The following is a 14,365-nucleotide window of genomic DNA, read 5'->3' as shown; positions in this document are numbered from 1 at the left end:
ACGGCCCTCGCTGCGCTCGGTGCGTTCGGTCATGACTAGGGTGCTGGCAGACACTCAATAAGGCGAGGGAGAAGCAGATGGCGGGTCGACTCGCGGTCGTCGGTGCCGGGCTGATGGGTTCGGGCATCGCCCAGGTGGCGGCGCAGGCGGGCTGGCAGGTGACGCTGCGGGACCTGGACGACGCGGCCACCAAGCGGGGCGTCGACGGCATCCGCAAGTCGCTGGAGAAGTTTGCCGAGAAGGGGAAGATCGAGGCGTCCGAGGTCGACGCGACCCTGGCCCGGATCACTCCGACCACCGAGCTGGAGGCGGCGGCCGACGCGGACATCGTGGTCGAGGCGGTCTTCGAGAAGATCGAGATCAAGCACGAGGTGTTCCGCGCGCTGGACAAGATCTGCAAGTCCGACGCGGTGCTGGCCACCAACACCTCGGCCATCCCGGTCACCCAGATCGCCACCGCCACCGACCGCCCGGAGTCGGTCGTGGGCACCCACTTCTTCTCGCCGGTGCCCATGATGAAGCTCTGCGAGCTGGTCCGCGGCTACAAGACCAGCGACGCGGCCCTGGCCACGGCCAAGGCGTTCGCCGAGGAGATCGGCAAGACCGTCGTGGTGGTCAACCGGGACATCGCCGGCTTCGTCACCACCCGGCTGATCTGCGCCCTGGCCATGGAGGCGGTCAAGCTGGTCGAGTCCGGCGTGATCTCCGCCGAGGACCTGGACACCGCCTGCAAGCTGGGCTTCGGTCACGCCATGGGCCCGCTGGCCACGGTCGACCTGACCGGCGTGGACGTGCTGCTCAACGCCGCGAAGAACATCTACACCGACACCGCCGACGAGAAGTTCTTCCCGCCGGAGCTGCTCCAGCGCATGGCCACGGCCGGCGACCTGGGCCGCAAGACCGGCCAGGGTTTCTACGCGTACTGAGCCGTGCGTTGCGCGCCCCCGGCAGTCGTGGCCGGGGGCGTCACGCTTTCCGGGACGGGGTGAGGGCCGTGCCGAGCAGGCGAACGCGTCCGGGATGACGGTGCCCCAGTAGGCGAAGTTGTGCCGGCCGTCGGCCCAGGCGGCGCGTACCGAGGGCTCCGGCAGCGCCCGCGCCAGCGCGCGGACGTCCTTGAGGAAGTTGTCCTGCCGGCCGCACCAGAGGCCGACCGGGGTGCCGCGTAGCCGCTCCACGCCGGTGAAGACCGCGTCGCCCGGGCGGACCGCGGGGGAGAAGGCGGCCACGGCGCGCAGCCAGTCCGGGTACGCCTCGGCGAGCAGCAGCGCCCCGAAACCGCCCATCGACCAGCCCCAGACGGCGAGCCGGCTGCTGTCGAAGCCGCGCCGGGCGCACCAGGTGGGAAGCTCCTCGCGGACCATCCGCTGCGGGTCGTCGTCGCCCGAGCGCCGCCAGGAGAGCCGGCCGCCGGTGGCCCCGGCCAGCACGAAGGGCGGAGCGCCGCGGCGTACCGCGTCGGTGAGGAAGCGGGCCAGCCCGAGCCGGCCGTAGTCCCGGGGCGTGGCCGAGGCGCCGTGCAGTACCAGGCAGACGGGGAGGCCGCGGCCGTCGCCGTACCCCTCGGGCACGGCCGTCCAGAAGTCCACCTCGCGGCCGCGGGCCCCGGACGCGATCCGGATCAGCCGCTCGTCGCCGGCCGGCACGTCGGGCACGGCGGGCCCCGGCCCGGGCCGGGGCTCGGCGAGTTGCCGGGCGGCGAGCCCGCCGACCACCGCGGCGCCGGCCACGCCGGCGCCGGCCGCCAGGAGCCGGCGCCGGGTGAGGGTGTGAGCCATGCCGCACAGTGTTCCACCTGCGGCGACCGCTCGACCCCCGCGTCAGCCGTCGCGCTTGGTGGTCCAGCGGAACGTGGTCAGGCAGAGCACCAGGCCGATCACGCACCAGAGCCCGAGGACCAGGGCGACACGGCCCAGCTCGAACGAGCCGCCCGGTTCCTGCGCCCCGAAGCTGTCCGGCAGGAAGACCGAGCGCAGCCCCTGGCACATCCACTTGAGCGGGAAGAGCGCGGCGACCTGCTGCATCCAGCTCGGCAGGCTGGTGAAGACGAAGAACACCCCGGAGATGAACTGGAGGACCAGGGCGACCGGGGTGACCACGGCCGAGCCGCTGCGGGCGGTGCGCGCCAACGAGGAGATGGCGATGCCGCACAGGGTGCAGGCGGTGACGCCGAGGACGGCGACCCAGCCGAAGGTGGCCCACTTGGCGGCGGTCCCCGGCAGCTTCAGGTCGAACAGCGCCACCGACACGGCGAGCAGCAGCGCGGTCTCCGCGACGCCGATGGCCACCACCATGAGCACCTTGCCGGCGAACCAGACCCACTTGGGCATCGGCGTGCCCCGGTAGCGCTTCAGCACGCCCCGGTCCCGCTCGATGGGGATCCAGATGCCGAGGTTCTGGAAGCTCACCGTCATCAGGCCGGTCGCGATCATGCCGGTGATGAAGTACTGCGTGTAGCTGACGCCCGGCGCGATCTCGTCCTTGAAGATCGCCGCGAAGATCAGGATCATGATGATCGGGAAGCCCATCGTGAAGACGACGGACTCCCGGGAGCGCAGGAACTGGGTGATCTCCAGCCGCCCCTGCCGCAGGGCGAGCGCGGCCCCGCCCGGCCGGCGGCCTCGGGCGGCGGCGACCGGGGCGGCCGGCTTCGTCGTGGTCGTCATCAGTGTCCGATCATCCGCAGGTAGACGTCTTCCAGGGTCGGCCGGGTCACGGTGAGGCCGGGGACCTCGCCGCCGAAGCGCGCGGCCAGCTCCGCGACCAGCGCCGTCGGCGTGGCGGTCTCCGCCTTCTCGGGCGTCCCGTCCGGGGTACGCCAGGAGACCGTCGCCAGCGCCTCCTGCCGGTTGCCCAGCCGGTTCGGCGGGGCCACCTCGACCACCCGGCCGGCGGCGATCACGCCGACCCGGTCGGCCAGCGCCTCGGCCTCGTCCAGGTAGTGGGTGGTGAGCACGATGGTGGTGCCGGCGGCGGAGAGGTCCCGGATCAGCTCCCAGAACTCGCGCCGGGCCTCCGGGTCGAAGCCGGTGGTGGGCTCGTCGAGGAAGAGCAGCTCGGGGCGGCCGACGATGCCGAGCGCCACGTCGAGCCGGCGCTTCTGCCCGCCGGAGAGGGTGTGCGTGCGGGCCCGGGCCTTGGCCCCCAGCCCGACCCGCTCGACCACCTTGTCCGGGTCGTCGGCGTCGGGGTAGAAGCCGGCGAAGTGCCGGACCACCTCGGCGACGGTCAGCTCGTCGAACTCGCCGGCGCCCTGGAGCACGATGCCTACCCGGGAGCGCCAGGTCGGGTCCGGGTGGGCCGGGTCGGCGCCGAGCACGCGTACCTCGCCGGCGTCGCGCCGCCGGTAGCCCTCCAGGATCTCCACCGTGGTGGTCTTGCCCGCGCCGTTCGGGCCGAGCAGGGCGAACACCTCACCGCGGTGGACGTCGAGGTCCACCCCCGCCACCGCGAGGTTGTCGCCGTACGCCTTGCGCAGCCCCCGTACGGAGATCGCGAGCTCGTCATCCATGACGTCCAGTGTGCGACTCCGGCGGGCCGGCCGGTGGCCCGGGGTGTGGTGGTGTCGGACATGTCGCGCCGCTCGTGCCCGTCGGTCCGCTCCATGGACCTGTGTGGTTTTCCACAACCCGTTTTACTGAACGGTAACTTAGACTCCCGCCATGGACGAGAAGGCTCCTTCGGGGCGGCTGCCGGAGCGCGACCGGCCCTGGGTGATGCGCACCTACGCCGGGCACTCCTCCGCCGCGGCCACCAACGCGCTCTTCCGCCGCAACCTGGCGAAGGGGCAGACCGGGCTCTCGGTCGCCTTCGACCTGCCCACCCAGACCGGCTACGACCCGGACCACGAGCTGGCCGCCGGTGAGGTCGGCCGGGTGGGCGTGCCGGTGGCCCACCTCGGCGACATGCGGGCCCTCTTCGACGGCATCCCGCTCGCCGAGATGAACACCTCGATGACCATCAACGCCCCGGCCATGTGGCTGCTCGGCCTCTACGGCACGGTCGCCGCCGAGCAGGGCGCCGAGCTGGCCCGCTGCGCAGGCACCACGCAGAACGACATCATCAAGGAGTACCTGTCCCGGGGGACCCACATCTTCCCGCCGGCCGCGTCGCTGCGGCTGACCGCCGACGTCATCGCGCACACGCTGCGCGAGATGCCGAAGTGGAACCCGGTGAACATCTGCTCGTACCACCTCCAGGAGGCCGGCGCGACGCCGGTGCAGGAGGTCGGCTTCGCCCTGGCGACCGCGGTCGCGGTGCTCGACGCGGTACGCGACTCCGGCCAGGTGCCCGCCGAGCGGATGGGCGACGTGGTCCAGCGGATCTCGTTCTTCGTCAACGCCGGGGTGCGCTTCATCGAGGAGATCGCCAAGATGCGCGCGTTCGGCGCGCTCTGGGACGAGATCACCCGCGACCGGTACGGCGTCGACAACCCGAAGCAGCGCCGCTTCCGGTACGGCGTCCAGGTCAACTCGCTGGGCCTGACCGAGGCACAGCCGGAGAACAACATCCAGCGCATCGTGCTGGAGATGCTCGGCGTCACCCTGTCCCGGGACGCCCGGGCCCGGGCCGTGCAGCTGCCCGCCTGGAACGAGGCGCTCGGGCTGCCCCGCCCCTGGGACCAGCAGTGGTCGCTGCGCATGCAGCAGGTGCTGGCCTACGAGTCGGACCTGCTGGAATACCCGGACCTGTTCGACGGCTCGCACGTGATGACCGCGCTGGTCGACGACATCGTCACCGGGGCCCGGGTCGAGCTGGAGAAGGTGCTGGAGATGGGCGGCGTGGTGGCCGCCGTGGAGACCGGCTACCTGAAGAGCGCCCTGGTCGCCTCGCTGGCCGACCGGCGCCGGCGGATGGAGGCCGGCACCGACGTGGTGGTCGGCGTCAACCGGTTCACCGAGACCGAGCCGTCGCCGCTGACCGCGGCCGGCGCCGAGGCGATCGAGCAGGTCGACCCCGCCGTCGAGGCGGCCGCCACCACCGCCGTACGCGAATGGCGGGCCGACCGGGACGCGGCGGCCGTGGACGCGGCCCTCGCCCGGCTGCGCGCGGACGCCGCGACCACGACGAACCTGATGCCGGCGACGCTGGAGTGCGTGCGGGCCGGGGTGACCACCGGCGAGTGGGCCGGCGCGCTGCGCCGGGTCTTCGGCGAGTACCGGGCGCCCACCGGCCTGTCCGGCGCGGCCGGCGTCGGCGGCGACGCTGGTCTGGCCGCGGTCCGCGAGCGGGTCGCCGCCACCGCCCGCGAGCTGGGCAGCGGCCGGCTGCGGCTGCTCGTCGGCAAGCCCGGCCTGGACGGGCACTCCAACGGCGCCGAGCAGATCGCGGTACGCGCCCGCGACGCCGGCTTCGAGGTGGTCTACCAGGGCATCCGGCTGACCGCCGGGCAGATCGTGGCGGCCGCCGTGGAGGAGGACGTCGACCTGGTCGGCCTCTCGGTGCTCTCCGGTTCGCACCTGGCCGCCGTGCCGGCCGTGCTGGACGGGCTGCGCGCCGCCGGGCGCGCCGACCTGCCGGTGGTGGTCGGCGGCATCATTCCCGCGGTCGACGCCGAGGCGCTGCGCGCCGCCGGCGTGGCCCGGGTCTTCACCCCGAAGGACTTCGCGCTGACCGGCATCATCGACGACCTGGTCACCGTCATCCGCGAGACCAACGGCCTGTCCTGAGACCGGGCGGCCCGCCGTTGCCGAGGGCGGTCGGGTGTGGTTCGCGGTACGGGCCTCGTCCGAGGCCTGGTCGGGCACCGCGTCCAGGGCCCGTCGGGGTCCGTGGGCTGCACGCCGCCGGCGGGCCCGGCCGGGTCAGCGGCTCGCGTAGGTCTGGCAGTCCGCCAGGTCCGCGTCGGGGCCGACGGTGATCGCCGGGGCGTGACACTCCAGGTCGGAGTTGTGCCGGCAGTCCGCGCGCTGGCAGGCGCCGACCTGGGCGATCATCTGCTCGACGCCGCCGCGCACCGGCAGCTCGACGAACGTGTGGCAGTGCGCGTGATCGGGGCTGCCGATCGTGATGGCGAAGGCGTGGCAGTCGTTGGTGTGGTTGTAGGCGCAGGACCTGACTGCGCACTCCTGGACCCGGGGCATCTCCAATGACGCGGTCATCTCTCCGGCCCTCCTCTGGACGTATGCCCCGAATGTAGGCTTTCATCCCTCTCGCCCGATGGACGATCGTGCGCCGGTCACGCGGTCGAGTGCCCTGTCCACTCATGATCCACTCCGGCTCGCCGAGGTAGCGGTATCCCTCGGTGCCGGACACCGCCACCTCGCCGATCTGGAGTCGATCACCCCTGCAACCGGCCCGGCCACCTAGAGGTGTGGGGTGAATGTCCGGTTCCGGGCTCGCCCTCAGGCGTGGGTGGAACGCCATGTGTGTCTCCGGCGCCGGGATACCTCCATGGCGTTCCACTCACCGGTGCCTTGGGGGGTGGGTGTCCGGTTGCGGGGTGGTCGGCGGCACCCTGGCGGCGGAATGGCGGGCGGTCGGGGGTCGTTGTATACGGGTGAACGACCGAGGAAGACGCCCCGGCCGCGCGGGTCGGGCGGCTCCAGGCAACTGCCGCCAGCGTAGGTGACCGAGTCGCAACTCCGGGACCGCCGCCGATCGAGGTGGGTGTGCCAGGCCCGGAATGATGGTGGGCCGCCGGTCGTTGTACGTGGTCCCGGCGTGACGAAGAGGCCCTCGGCCCCGCGCGCTGGATGGTCCCCCGAAGACTTTCGCTCGACCCCCCTCAAGACTTTTGTTGAGCGCCTGACGGTGCTTGCGCACACCCCCCAGCCGACCCCCGTCGGCGTGTGTGCGCCAACCCCCGAATGGAGCTAACCCCCATGAACACGATGCTGCGTAAGAGCGTGCTGGGTATTGCTGGTCTGGCCTTCACCGGTGGCATCTTCGCCGGTCCGATCGCCGCTCACGCTGAGCCGGTGCTCAGCAGCAAGCCGACCGCGGTGGCGGTGCAGGGTGACAAGCTGATCCCGCACGGTGTGCAGGGCGCCCAGTCGAAGATTGATCTGAACGACGAGCAGACGGCCAACGCCAAGGCGATCATCGCTGCGACGAAGAAGGCCGGTCTCCCGAAGCGGGCCGCGGTCATCTCGATCGCCACCAGCCTGCAGGAGTCGAAGCTGGAGAACCTCGGCCACCTCGGCGACAAGAACGACCACGACTCGCTGGGCCTGTTCCAGCAGCGCCCGTCGAGCGGTTGGGGTTCGCCGGAGCAGATCACCGACCCGGAGTACTCGACGCTTGCGTTCCTGAAGGGTTTGAAGCAGGTCGACGGCTGGCAGGACATGCCGCTGACCGAGGCCGCCCAGACCGTGCAGGTCTCGGCCTACCCGGACGCCTACGCCCAGTGGGAGCGGCAGGCCGCCGACATCGTCGCCCACAACTGGAACAGCTGACACAAGAACCGCTGGCCGGCACCCCGACACGGGGTGCCGGCCAGCGGCGTACCCGGGGAAAGACCGCAACGGACGCGCGGGTGAAGGACCACGACGGGCTGGGGGCGAGGGTGACCGGCGCAGGGATCAAGCCTGACCGCCCGGAGCCGGTCACCCTCGCCCCCAGCCCCAACCGCAACCACCCCGGAGCCCAGCCACCCCGGAGCCCAGCCACCCCGGGGCGCACCACCCCGGAGCGCACCACCCCCGAACGCAACCACCCCGGAGCGCAGCACCCAGCGTCAGACCCGGAAACCAGCAGCCCGAGCAGCCTGGCGTTCGCGACGCCGCCAACGACGTCGCCGCAGGAACCAGAAGAGGAACGCCACGAACCCGAGCAGGAACGCCAGCACCAGCACCGGCAGCAGGATCGCCACCACCGACATGACCGCGCTGGTCGCGTCCTCGGCGGTGCTGGCCACCGGGGTGCCGAAGCCGGCGGTGGTCGCGTTGATGACCGGGCGGGCCGCCGACTTGAGCAGGTGGACGCCGAGCGCGATGAGCACGCCGACCACCACGGGCACCCACTGGTGTGAGGAGAAGAAGGTGTCGGGGTCGCTGACGGTGACCGTCTCCGAGCTGGAGCCGGCGCCGAAGGCCAGCCCGCCGGCGGTCGGCCGGACCACCGTCTGCACCACGTCGTTGACGTGGTCGACCACCGGCACCTTGTCGGCCACCACCTCGACGGCGAGCAGCACGGCGAGGATCAGCAGGACCCAGCCGTTGCCCAGCCACTGCCAGCCGCTCGGCAGCTCCATCAGGTCGGTGTAGCGCGCGAGCAGACCCATCAGCACAAGGGGGATGTAGGCGTTCAGGCCCGCCGAGGCGGCAAGGCCGGAACCGGTGAGGACTTCGAGCACGATCTCAATATCGCACCGGTACGCCAGTGGCGCTCGTCGGCGACCGCCGGGTGCTCCGCTAGTCTCGTCGGGTGCGGTTGGTGATTGCGAAGTGCTCGGTGGACTACGTCGGACGGCTGTCGGCACACCTGCCGCTGGCCACCCGGTTGCTGATGGTGAAGGCGGACGGTTCGGTGTCGATCCACGCCGACGACCGGGCGTACAAGCCGTTGAACTGGATGAGCCCGCCGTGCCGGCTGGAGGAGGCCCCCGGCGTGTGGCGGGTGGTCAACAAGGCCGGCGAGGAGCTGCGCATCACCCTGGAGGAGATCTTCCAGGACACCTCGTACGAGCTGGGCGTCGACCCGGGGCTGCGCAAGGACGGCGTCGAGGCGCACCTGCAGGAGTTGCTCGCCGCCAACCCGGAGACCCTCGGCGAGGGCTTCACGCTGGTGCGGCGGGAGTACATGACGGCGATCGGCCCGGTGGACCTGCTCTGCCGGGACGCCAACCAGGGCGCGGTCGCGGTCGAGGTGAAGCGGCGCGGCGAGATCGACGGCGTCGAGCAGCTCACCCGCTACCTCGAACTGATGAACCGCGATCCGCTGCTCGCCCCGGTCGCCGGGGTGTTCGCCGCCCAGGAGATCAAGCCGCAGGCCCGGGTGCTCGCCACCGATCGCGGCATCCGCTGCGTGGTGGTCGACTACGACAAGCTGCGGGGCATCGAGCGCGACGAGCTGACCCTGTTCTGAGCCGGCGGGCCGGGGTCGTCAGCGGCCCCGGCCGTACATCAGCTTGGCGGCCTTGACCAGGCGGGCGACGTCGGCCGGGGTGCGCTCGAACGTCATCGAGGGCAGCAGCGAACGGGCCCGGCGGCGGGTGATCGACTTGGCTCGGCCGAACTCGCGCAGCCCGTCCTCGCCGTGGATGCGGCCGAAGCCGGATTCGCCGACCCCGCCGAACGGCAGCGTGGACATGCCGGCGAAGGTCAGCGTCGAGTTGACCGCGGCCATCCCGGAGCGCAGCCGCCGCGCGACCGCCACGGCCCGCTTGCGGCCGAAGACCGACCCCCCGAGACCGTACGAGAGGGCGTTGGCCCGCTCCACGGCCTCGTCCACGTCGCGGACCCGGTTGACGGTCAGCGTCGGCCCGAAGGTCTCCTCGCGCACCGCGGCCGAGTCCTCCGGCACGTCCACCAGCACGGTCGGGTGCACGTACGGCGGCTGGACCGCCTCGGGGCCGCCGAGCACCGCCCGGCCGCCGCGGGACACCGCGTCGTCGATGTGCCGGCGGATGACGTCGACCTGGGACGGCATGGTGATCGGGCCGATGTCGGCGCCGTCGGGGCCGACGGTGAGCCGGCCGGCCTTCGCCACCACCTTGTCGACGAAGGCGTCGAAGACCTGGTCGACCGCGTAGACCCGCTCGATGCCGATGCAGGTCTGGCCGGCGTTCGTCAGCGCGCCCCACACGCAGGCCTCGGCGGCGGCGTCCAGGTCGGCGTCGGCGTCCACGATCATGGCGTCCTTGCCGCCCGCCTCCAGCAGCACCGGGGTGAGCGTCTCGGCGCAGGCCGCCATCACCTTCTTGGCGGTGGCGGTGGAGCCGGTGAAGGCCAGCTTCGCCACCCCCGAGCGGCACAGCGCCGCGCCGACGTCGCCGAGCCCGTGCACCGCCTGGAAGACCGGCTGCTCCGGCACGATCTCGGCGAACCGGTCCACCAGCCACTGCCCGACGGCCGGGGTGTACTCACTCGGCTTGAACACCACCGCATTCCCGGCGGCCAGCGCGTAGGCGGCGGAGCCGATCGGAGTGAAGACCGGGTAGTTCCACGGGCCGATGACGCCGACCACCCCGTACGGCTGGTATTCGAGGTGGGCGGTGAACTCGGCGAGGATCAGCCGGGTGCGGACCCGGCGCGGCCCGAGCACCCGGCGGGCGTTACGGGCGGCCCAGTCGATGTGCTCCAGGGCGGTGAGGATCTCCACCACGGCGTCGCCGACCGGCTTGCCGCCCTCGGTGTGCACCAGGTCGGCCAGCTCCTCCATCCGGCGGGCGAGCACGCGGCGCCAGCGCAGCAGCCGATCGTGGCGCCCGGCGAAGCCGAGCCCGGCCCACCAGTCGGCGGCGGCGCGGGCCCGCTCCACCGCCGCGCGCACGTCCGCCTCGGTCGCCACCGGGAGCCGCCCCGCCTCCGCGCCGGTCGCCGGACTGGTCGACACCAGTCGACCGTCCTCGATGAGCGGGGTCCCCGGGACATGCACAGCCGTCATGGCCGAAGTCTAGACCCGCGCGTTACTCACCGGTAGGTCCCGCGCGACCCGTACTCTGCCCAGGTCGGTGGCGCGGCGGGCCGGGCGGGATCGACGGACGTGCCGCCCGTTGAACCGGCGACGCCCGCCGAAACGGCGAACAGGAGATGGCCGCCTGGGGCCATCTGGGTGACCGCGCGGTGGTGGGAACGATTACGGTGAGGTGGCAGGCTGACGCCGCGGAGCGACGGCGGGGTGGAGGTCGACTGTCCATGGAGGAGCATCCGGAACTGATGCCGCTGCTGACGGTGTCGGGGGGGACGATGCGCGGGCTCAGCTTCCGGGTCGGCCGGGATCCACAGGTCGTCGGTCGGGCGCCGAGCGCCCACATCGTGCTGGCCGACCCGCACCTGAGCCGGCGGCACGCCACGGTGCAGGCCACCCCCGGCGGGGTGGTGCTCACCGACCTCGGCTCGACCAACGGCACCTGGCTCAACGACCAGCGGATCATCGGCAGCGTGCCGCTCGCCGACGGGGACGTGATCCGGCTCGGCCGCACCGACCTGCGCTTCTTCGACCCGGGCGTGGCCCGGACCGACCCGGTTGGGATGAGCTTCATGCAGCCGCGCCGCGACCACCGGCCGACCCTGCCGCTGCCCGTCCCTCCGGCGCCCCGCACGCCGATCGAGTCGCGCGGCACGCTGCCGCTGCCCGTCGACACGCACAGCTGACCCGGAGTTCCGCCACACGGGCCGGCGGCCCCGGATGGGGGCCGCCCACATGGACCGGTTCCGGCTGACCGTGCCAGCATGCGCGGATGCGGAGCGAGCGACACACCGTCCGGGCCAACGACATCACCCAGGCGGTCCGGGTGGCCGGGCCGCCCGACGGCGTGCCGGTGCTGCTGGTGCACGGCAACGTGTCGTCCGCCGCGTTCTGGGAGCCACTGCTGCCCCGGCTGCCGGAGACGCTCCGGGTGGTCGCCCCCGACCTGCGCGGATACGGCGAGACCGACACCGCTCCGGTGGACGCCACCCGGGGCCTCGACGACTTCGCCGACGACGTGGCCGCCCTGCTCGACGCCCCCGGGCTGTTCGCTCCCGGCGCCCGGCCGGTGGTGGTCGGGCACTCGCTCGGCGGCGGGGTGGCGATGCGGCTGCTGGTCGACCACCCGGACCGGGTGGCCGGACTGCTGCTGGCGGCGCCGGTCTCCCCGTACGGCTTCGGCGGGACCCGGGACCTCGACGGCACCCCCACCACGCCCGACTTCGCCGGCACGGGCGGGGGCACGGCGAACCCCGACTTCGTGGCCCGGCTGGCCGCGGGGGACCGGCGCGCCGACGGCCCGACCAGCCCCCGCAACGTGCTGCGCTCCGCGTACGTGGCCGACCCGGCGTCGCTGGGCGCGGACGAGGACCTGCTGCTGGAGAGCATGCTGACCACCGCGACCGGGGACGACAACTACCCCGGCACGGCGGTCGCCTCGGCGCACTGGCCGGGCACCGCGGCGGGGCGGCGCGGCGTGCTCAACGCGCTGGCGCCCGCCCACTTTCGGCTCGCCGACGAGCTGGTCGCCGTCCCGGCCAAGCCGCCGGTGACCTGGGTACGCGGCGACGCCGACGTGATCGTCTCGGACACCTCGCTGTTCGACCTGGCGTACCTGGGGTCGCTCGGGGTGGTGCCGGGCTGGCCGGGGGCGGCGGACTGCCCGCCGCAGCCGATGGTCGGCCAGACCCGGGCGGTCCTCGACCGGTACGCGGCGGCCGGCGGGACGTACCGGGAGGTGGTGCTGCCCGGCTGCGGGCACAGCCCGCACCTGGAGCGGCCGGCCGAGTTCGTCGCCGAGCTGCTGGCGCTCGCGGGGGTGCCGACCGGGGTCTGACCGACGCGGTGCGTGAAATATCCCACGGCGTCTCGACAACGCAGCGTCACGTGGCAGACTCCGGCGCATAACCTTAGCCGCCGTTCATGTCGGCAACGGCGGAGTCAACCAGGGGGAGGCCGGTCGTGGCGCGCGAGTTCACCAGGGTGGGTGTGGTGGGTCTGGGCACCATGGGTGCCGGCATCGTCGAGGTGTTCGCCCGCAACGGCATCGACGTGGTGGCCGTCGAGATCTCCGCGACCGCCCTGGAGCGCGGGCGGGCCACCCTCACCGGCTCGACCGACCGGGCGGTGGCCAAGGGCAAGCTCGCCGAGGCCGATCGGGACGCGCTGCTGTCCCGGGTGGACTGGCAGGTCGGGCTGGACGCCCTGCACTCGGTGGACCTGGTGATCGAGGCGGTGCCCGAGCACCTGGACCTGAAGCAGCGGATCTTCGCCGAGCTGGACCGGGTCTGCAAGCCCGAGGCGATCCTGGCCACCAACACCTCGTCGCTGAGCGTCACCGAGATCTCCGTCGCCACCACCCGGCCGAACCAGGTCATCGGCATCCACTTCTTCAACCCGGCGCCGGTGATGAAGCTGGTCGAGGTGGTCCGCACCGTGGTCACGTCCGCCGACGTGGTGGCCGACGTGGAGGCGCTCTGCGAGCGGCTCGGCAAGGTCGACGTCACCATCAACGACCGCGCCGGGTTCATCGCCAACGCGCTGCTGTTCGGCTACCTGAACCACGCGGTCAGCATGTTCGAGTCCCGGTACGCCACCCGGGAGGACATCGACGCCGCCATGAAGCTCGGCTGCGGCCTGCCGATGGGCCCGCTCGCGCTGATGGACCTGATCGGCCTCGACACCGCGTACGAGATCCTGGACACCATGTACCGGCGCGGCGGCCGCGACCGCCGGCACGCCCCGGTGCCGCTGATCAAGCAGATGGTCACGGCCGGCCTGCTCGGCCGGAAGTCCGGCCGCGGCTTCTACACCTACGAGCGCCCGGGCTCCCCGGTGGTCGTACCCGACGAGCACACCCCGGTGAGCACGGGCGCGGCGCTCGCCGACGGCGCCCGGGCGATCGCCAAGGTCGGCGTGGTCGGCTCCGGGACCATGGCCACGGGCATCATCGAGGTCTTCGCCAAGGCCGGCTACGAGGTCATCTCGGTGACCCGGGGTGCGGAGAAGTCCGCCAAGCTCTGCGAGACGGTCAAGACCTCGCTGAACAAGGGCGTGGTGCGGGGCAAGCTCAGCGAGACCGACCGGGACGCGGCGCTCGGCCGGGTCACCTGGTCGGCGACCCTGGACCACCTGGCCGACGTCGACCTGGTGGTCGAGGCCGTGGTCGAGGAGTTGAGCGTCAAGAAGGCCCTCTTCGCCAGCCTCGACGAGATCTGCAAGCCGGGCGTCGTGCTGGCCACCACCACCTCGTCGCTGCCGGTGATCGACGTGGCGATGGCCACCCAGCGGCCGGCCGACGTGATCGGACTGCACTTCTTCAACCCGGCGCCGATCATGCCGCTGGTCGAGATCGTGCGGACCATCCGCACCTCGGCGGAGACCACCGCCACCGCCCGGGCGGTCTGCGCGGCGCTGGGCAAGACCGGCGTGGTCTGCGGCGACCGGTCCGGCTTCATCGTCAACGCGCTGCTCTTCCCGTACCTGAACGACGCGGTGAAGATGCTGGAGGCCAGCTACTCGACCGCCGACGACATCGACTACGCCATGAAGCTCGGCTGCGGTTACCCGATGGGCCCGTTCGAGCTGCTCGACGTGGTCGGCCTGGACGTCTCGCTGGCCATCCAGCGGGAGCTCTACCTGGAGCTGCGTGAGCCGGGCTTCGCCCCCGCGCCGCTGCTGGAGCACCTGGTCACCGCCGGCTACCTGGGCCGCAAGAGCGGCCGGGGTTTCCGCGACCACACCCAGCGCTGACCCGGGTCAACAGCCGGCGCCCGTGACGGCGTCTTCAAGG

Annotated in this window: 12 protein-coding genes and 1 pseudogene; 7 read left to right on the top strand and 6 right to left on the bottom strand. The window is 72.5% G+C overall.

Translation table 11 applies throughout. The features are described 5' to 3' along the window. The first annotated feature begins 77 nt into the window (after positions 1 to 77). Positions 78 to 926 (top strand): 3-hydroxyacyl-CoA dehydrogenase family protein, encoded by an 849-nt coding sequence (locus AC0OLQ_RS30430; protein WP_484529064.1) that lies wholly within the window; start codon positions 78 to 80, stop codon positions 924 to 926. 306 nt (positions 927 to 1,232) lie between these two features. On the opposite strand, the pseudogene AC0OLQ_RS30425 reads toward AC0OLQ_RS30430, so the two are convergent. From AC0OLQ_RS30425 to AC0OLQ_RS30415, 3 genes and pseudogenes are all read right to left on the bottom strand, one after another. Next, positions 1,233 to 1,778 (bottom strand): annotated as a pseudogene (locus AC0OLQ_RS30425) (alpha/beta hydrolase-fold protein); the annotation flags it as partial. Positions 1,779 to 1,820: 42 nt separating this feature from the next. Further along, positions 1,821 to 2,666, bottom strand: a complete 846-nt coding sequence (locus AC0OLQ_RS30420; RefSeq protein ID WP_484529063.1) for an ABC transporter permease — start codon at positions 2,664 to 2,666, stop codon at positions 1,821 to 1,823. Further along, on the bottom strand, positions 2,666 to 3,511 hold the full coding sequence (locus tag AC0OLQ_RS30415; protein WP_484529062.1) for an ABC transporter ATP-binding protein: 846 nt from the start codon (positions 3,509 to 3,511) through the stop codon (positions 2,666 to 2,668). The genes AC0OLQ_RS30420 and AC0OLQ_RS30415 overlap by 1 nt, the downstream gene beginning before the upstream one ends. A 151-nt stretch (positions 3,512 to 3,662) precedes the next feature. Between AC0OLQ_RS30415 and AC0OLQ_RS30410 the strand changes: the two genes are divergently transcribed. Further along, positions 3,663 to 5,669 (top strand): protein meaA, encoded by a 2,007-nt coding sequence (locus AC0OLQ_RS30410; RefSeq protein ID WP_484529061.1) that lies wholly within the window; start codon positions 3,663 to 3,665, stop codon positions 5,667 to 5,669. Positions 5,670 to 5,804: 135 nt separating this feature from the next. Here AC0OLQ_RS30410 and AC0OLQ_RS30405 read toward each other — a convergent pair whose 3' ends face one another. Then, positions 5,805 to 6,101, bottom strand: coding sequence for a DUF1540 domain-containing protein (locus AC0OLQ_RS30405; RefSeq protein ID WP_357346057.1), 297 nt, complete (start codon positions 6,099 to 6,101; stop codon positions 5,805 to 5,807). A 723-nt stretch (positions 6,102 to 6,824) separates the two neighbouring features. On the opposite strand from AC0OLQ_RS30405, the gene AC0OLQ_RS30400 reads away from it, so the two are divergent. Continuing rightward, positions 6,825 to 7,397: a hypothetical protein gene (locus AC0OLQ_RS30400; RefSeq protein ID WP_484529060.1), complete on the top strand. Its 573-nt coding sequence runs from the start codon at positions 6,825 to 6,827 to the stop codon at positions 7,395 to 7,397. 281 nt (positions 7,398 to 7,678) lie between these two features. Here AC0OLQ_RS30400 and AC0OLQ_RS30395 read toward each other — a convergent pair whose 3' ends face one another. Beyond that, positions 7,679 to 8,296: a DUF4126 domain-containing protein gene (locus tag AC0OLQ_RS30395; RefSeq protein ID WP_484529059.1), complete on the bottom strand. Its 618-nt coding sequence runs from the start codon at positions 8,294 to 8,296 to the stop codon at positions 7,679 to 7,681. Positions 8,297 to 8,367: 71 nt separating this feature from the next. Here AC0OLQ_RS30395 and nucS point away from each other — a divergent pair, with 71 nt between their 5' ends. Then, complete coding sequence (gene nucS, locus AC0OLQ_RS30390) at positions 8,368 to 9,027, top strand: endonuclease NucS (protein WP_091269785.1); 660 nt, start codon at positions 8,368 to 8,370, stop codon at positions 9,025 to 9,027. Positions 9,028 to 9,045: 18 nt separating this feature from the next. On the opposite strand, the gene AC0OLQ_RS30385 is transcribed toward nucS, so the two are convergent. Next, entirely contained in the window at positions 9,046 to 10,548 is a 1,503-nt protein-coding gene (locus AC0OLQ_RS30385) for an aldehyde dehydrogenase family protein (RefSeq protein ID WP_484529058.1), read from the bottom strand. Positions 10,549 to 10,799: 251 nt separating this feature from the next. Here AC0OLQ_RS30385 and AC0OLQ_RS30380 point away from each other — a divergent pair, with 251 nt between their 5' ends. The 3 genes from AC0OLQ_RS30380 (at position 10,800) to AC0OLQ_RS30370 (ending at position 14,325) form a co-directional block, all read left to right on the top strand. Further along, a complete protein-coding gene (locus tag AC0OLQ_RS30380; RefSeq protein WP_484529057.1) occupies positions 10,800 to 11,258 on the top strand; it encodes an FHA domain-containing protein in 459 nt (152 codons plus the stop codon). Positions 11,259 to 11,344: 86 nt separating this feature from the next. Continuing rightward, complete coding sequence (locus AC0OLQ_RS30375; protein ID WP_484529056.1) at positions 11,345 to 12,409, top strand: alpha/beta hydrolase; 1,065 nt, start codon at positions 11,345 to 11,347, stop codon at positions 12,407 to 12,409. 125 nt (positions 12,410 to 12,534) lie between these two features. Further along, entirely contained in the window at positions 12,535 to 14,325 is a 1,791-nt protein-coding gene (locus AC0OLQ_RS30370) for a 3-hydroxyacyl-CoA dehydrogenase family protein (RefSeq protein WP_484529055.1), read from the top strand. Positions 14,326 to 14,365 lie beyond the last annotated feature (40 nt).

The sequence above is a fragment of the Micromonospora sp. Utrum1 genome, from assembly GCF_057197805.1.
Note: the sequence above shows the minus strand (reverse complement) of the source record. Positions and strands in the feature narration are given on the sequence as shown.

Coding starts and splice junctions, on each gene's coding strand:
- AC0OLQ_RS30430 (WP_484529064.1), top strand. CDS start 78: ATGGCGGGTCGACTCGCGGTCGTCGGTGCCGGGCTGATGGGTTCGGGC.
- AC0OLQ_RS30420 (WP_484529063.1), bottom strand. CDS start 2,666: ATGACGACCACGACGAAGCCGGCCGCCCCGGTCGCCGCCGCCCGAGGC.
- AC0OLQ_RS30415 (WP_484529062.1), bottom strand. CDS start 3,511: ATGGATGACGAGCTCGCGATCTCCGTACGGGGGCTGCGCAAGGCGTAC.
- AC0OLQ_RS30410 (WP_484529061.1), top strand. CDS start 3,663: ATGGACGAGAAGGCTCCTTCGGGGCGGCTGCCGGAGCGCGACCGGCCC.
- AC0OLQ_RS30405 (WP_357346057.1), bottom strand. CDS start 6,101: ATGACCGCGTCATTGGAGATGCCCCGGGTCCAGGAGTGCGCAGTCAGG.
- AC0OLQ_RS30400 (WP_484529060.1), top strand. CDS start 6,825: ATGAACACGATGCTGCGTAAGAGCGTGCTGGGTATTGCTGGTCTGGCC.
- AC0OLQ_RS30385 (WP_484529058.1), bottom strand. CDS start 10,548: ATGACGGCTGTGCATGTCCCGGGGACCCCGCTCATCGAGGACGGTCGA.
- AC0OLQ_RS30380 (WP_484529057.1), top strand. CDS start 10,800: ATGGAGGAGCATCCGGAACTGATGCCGCTGCTGACGGTGTCGGGGGGG.
- AC0OLQ_RS30375 (WP_484529056.1), top strand. CDS start 11,345: ATGCGGAGCGAGCGACACACCGTCCGGGCCAACGACATCACCCAGGCG.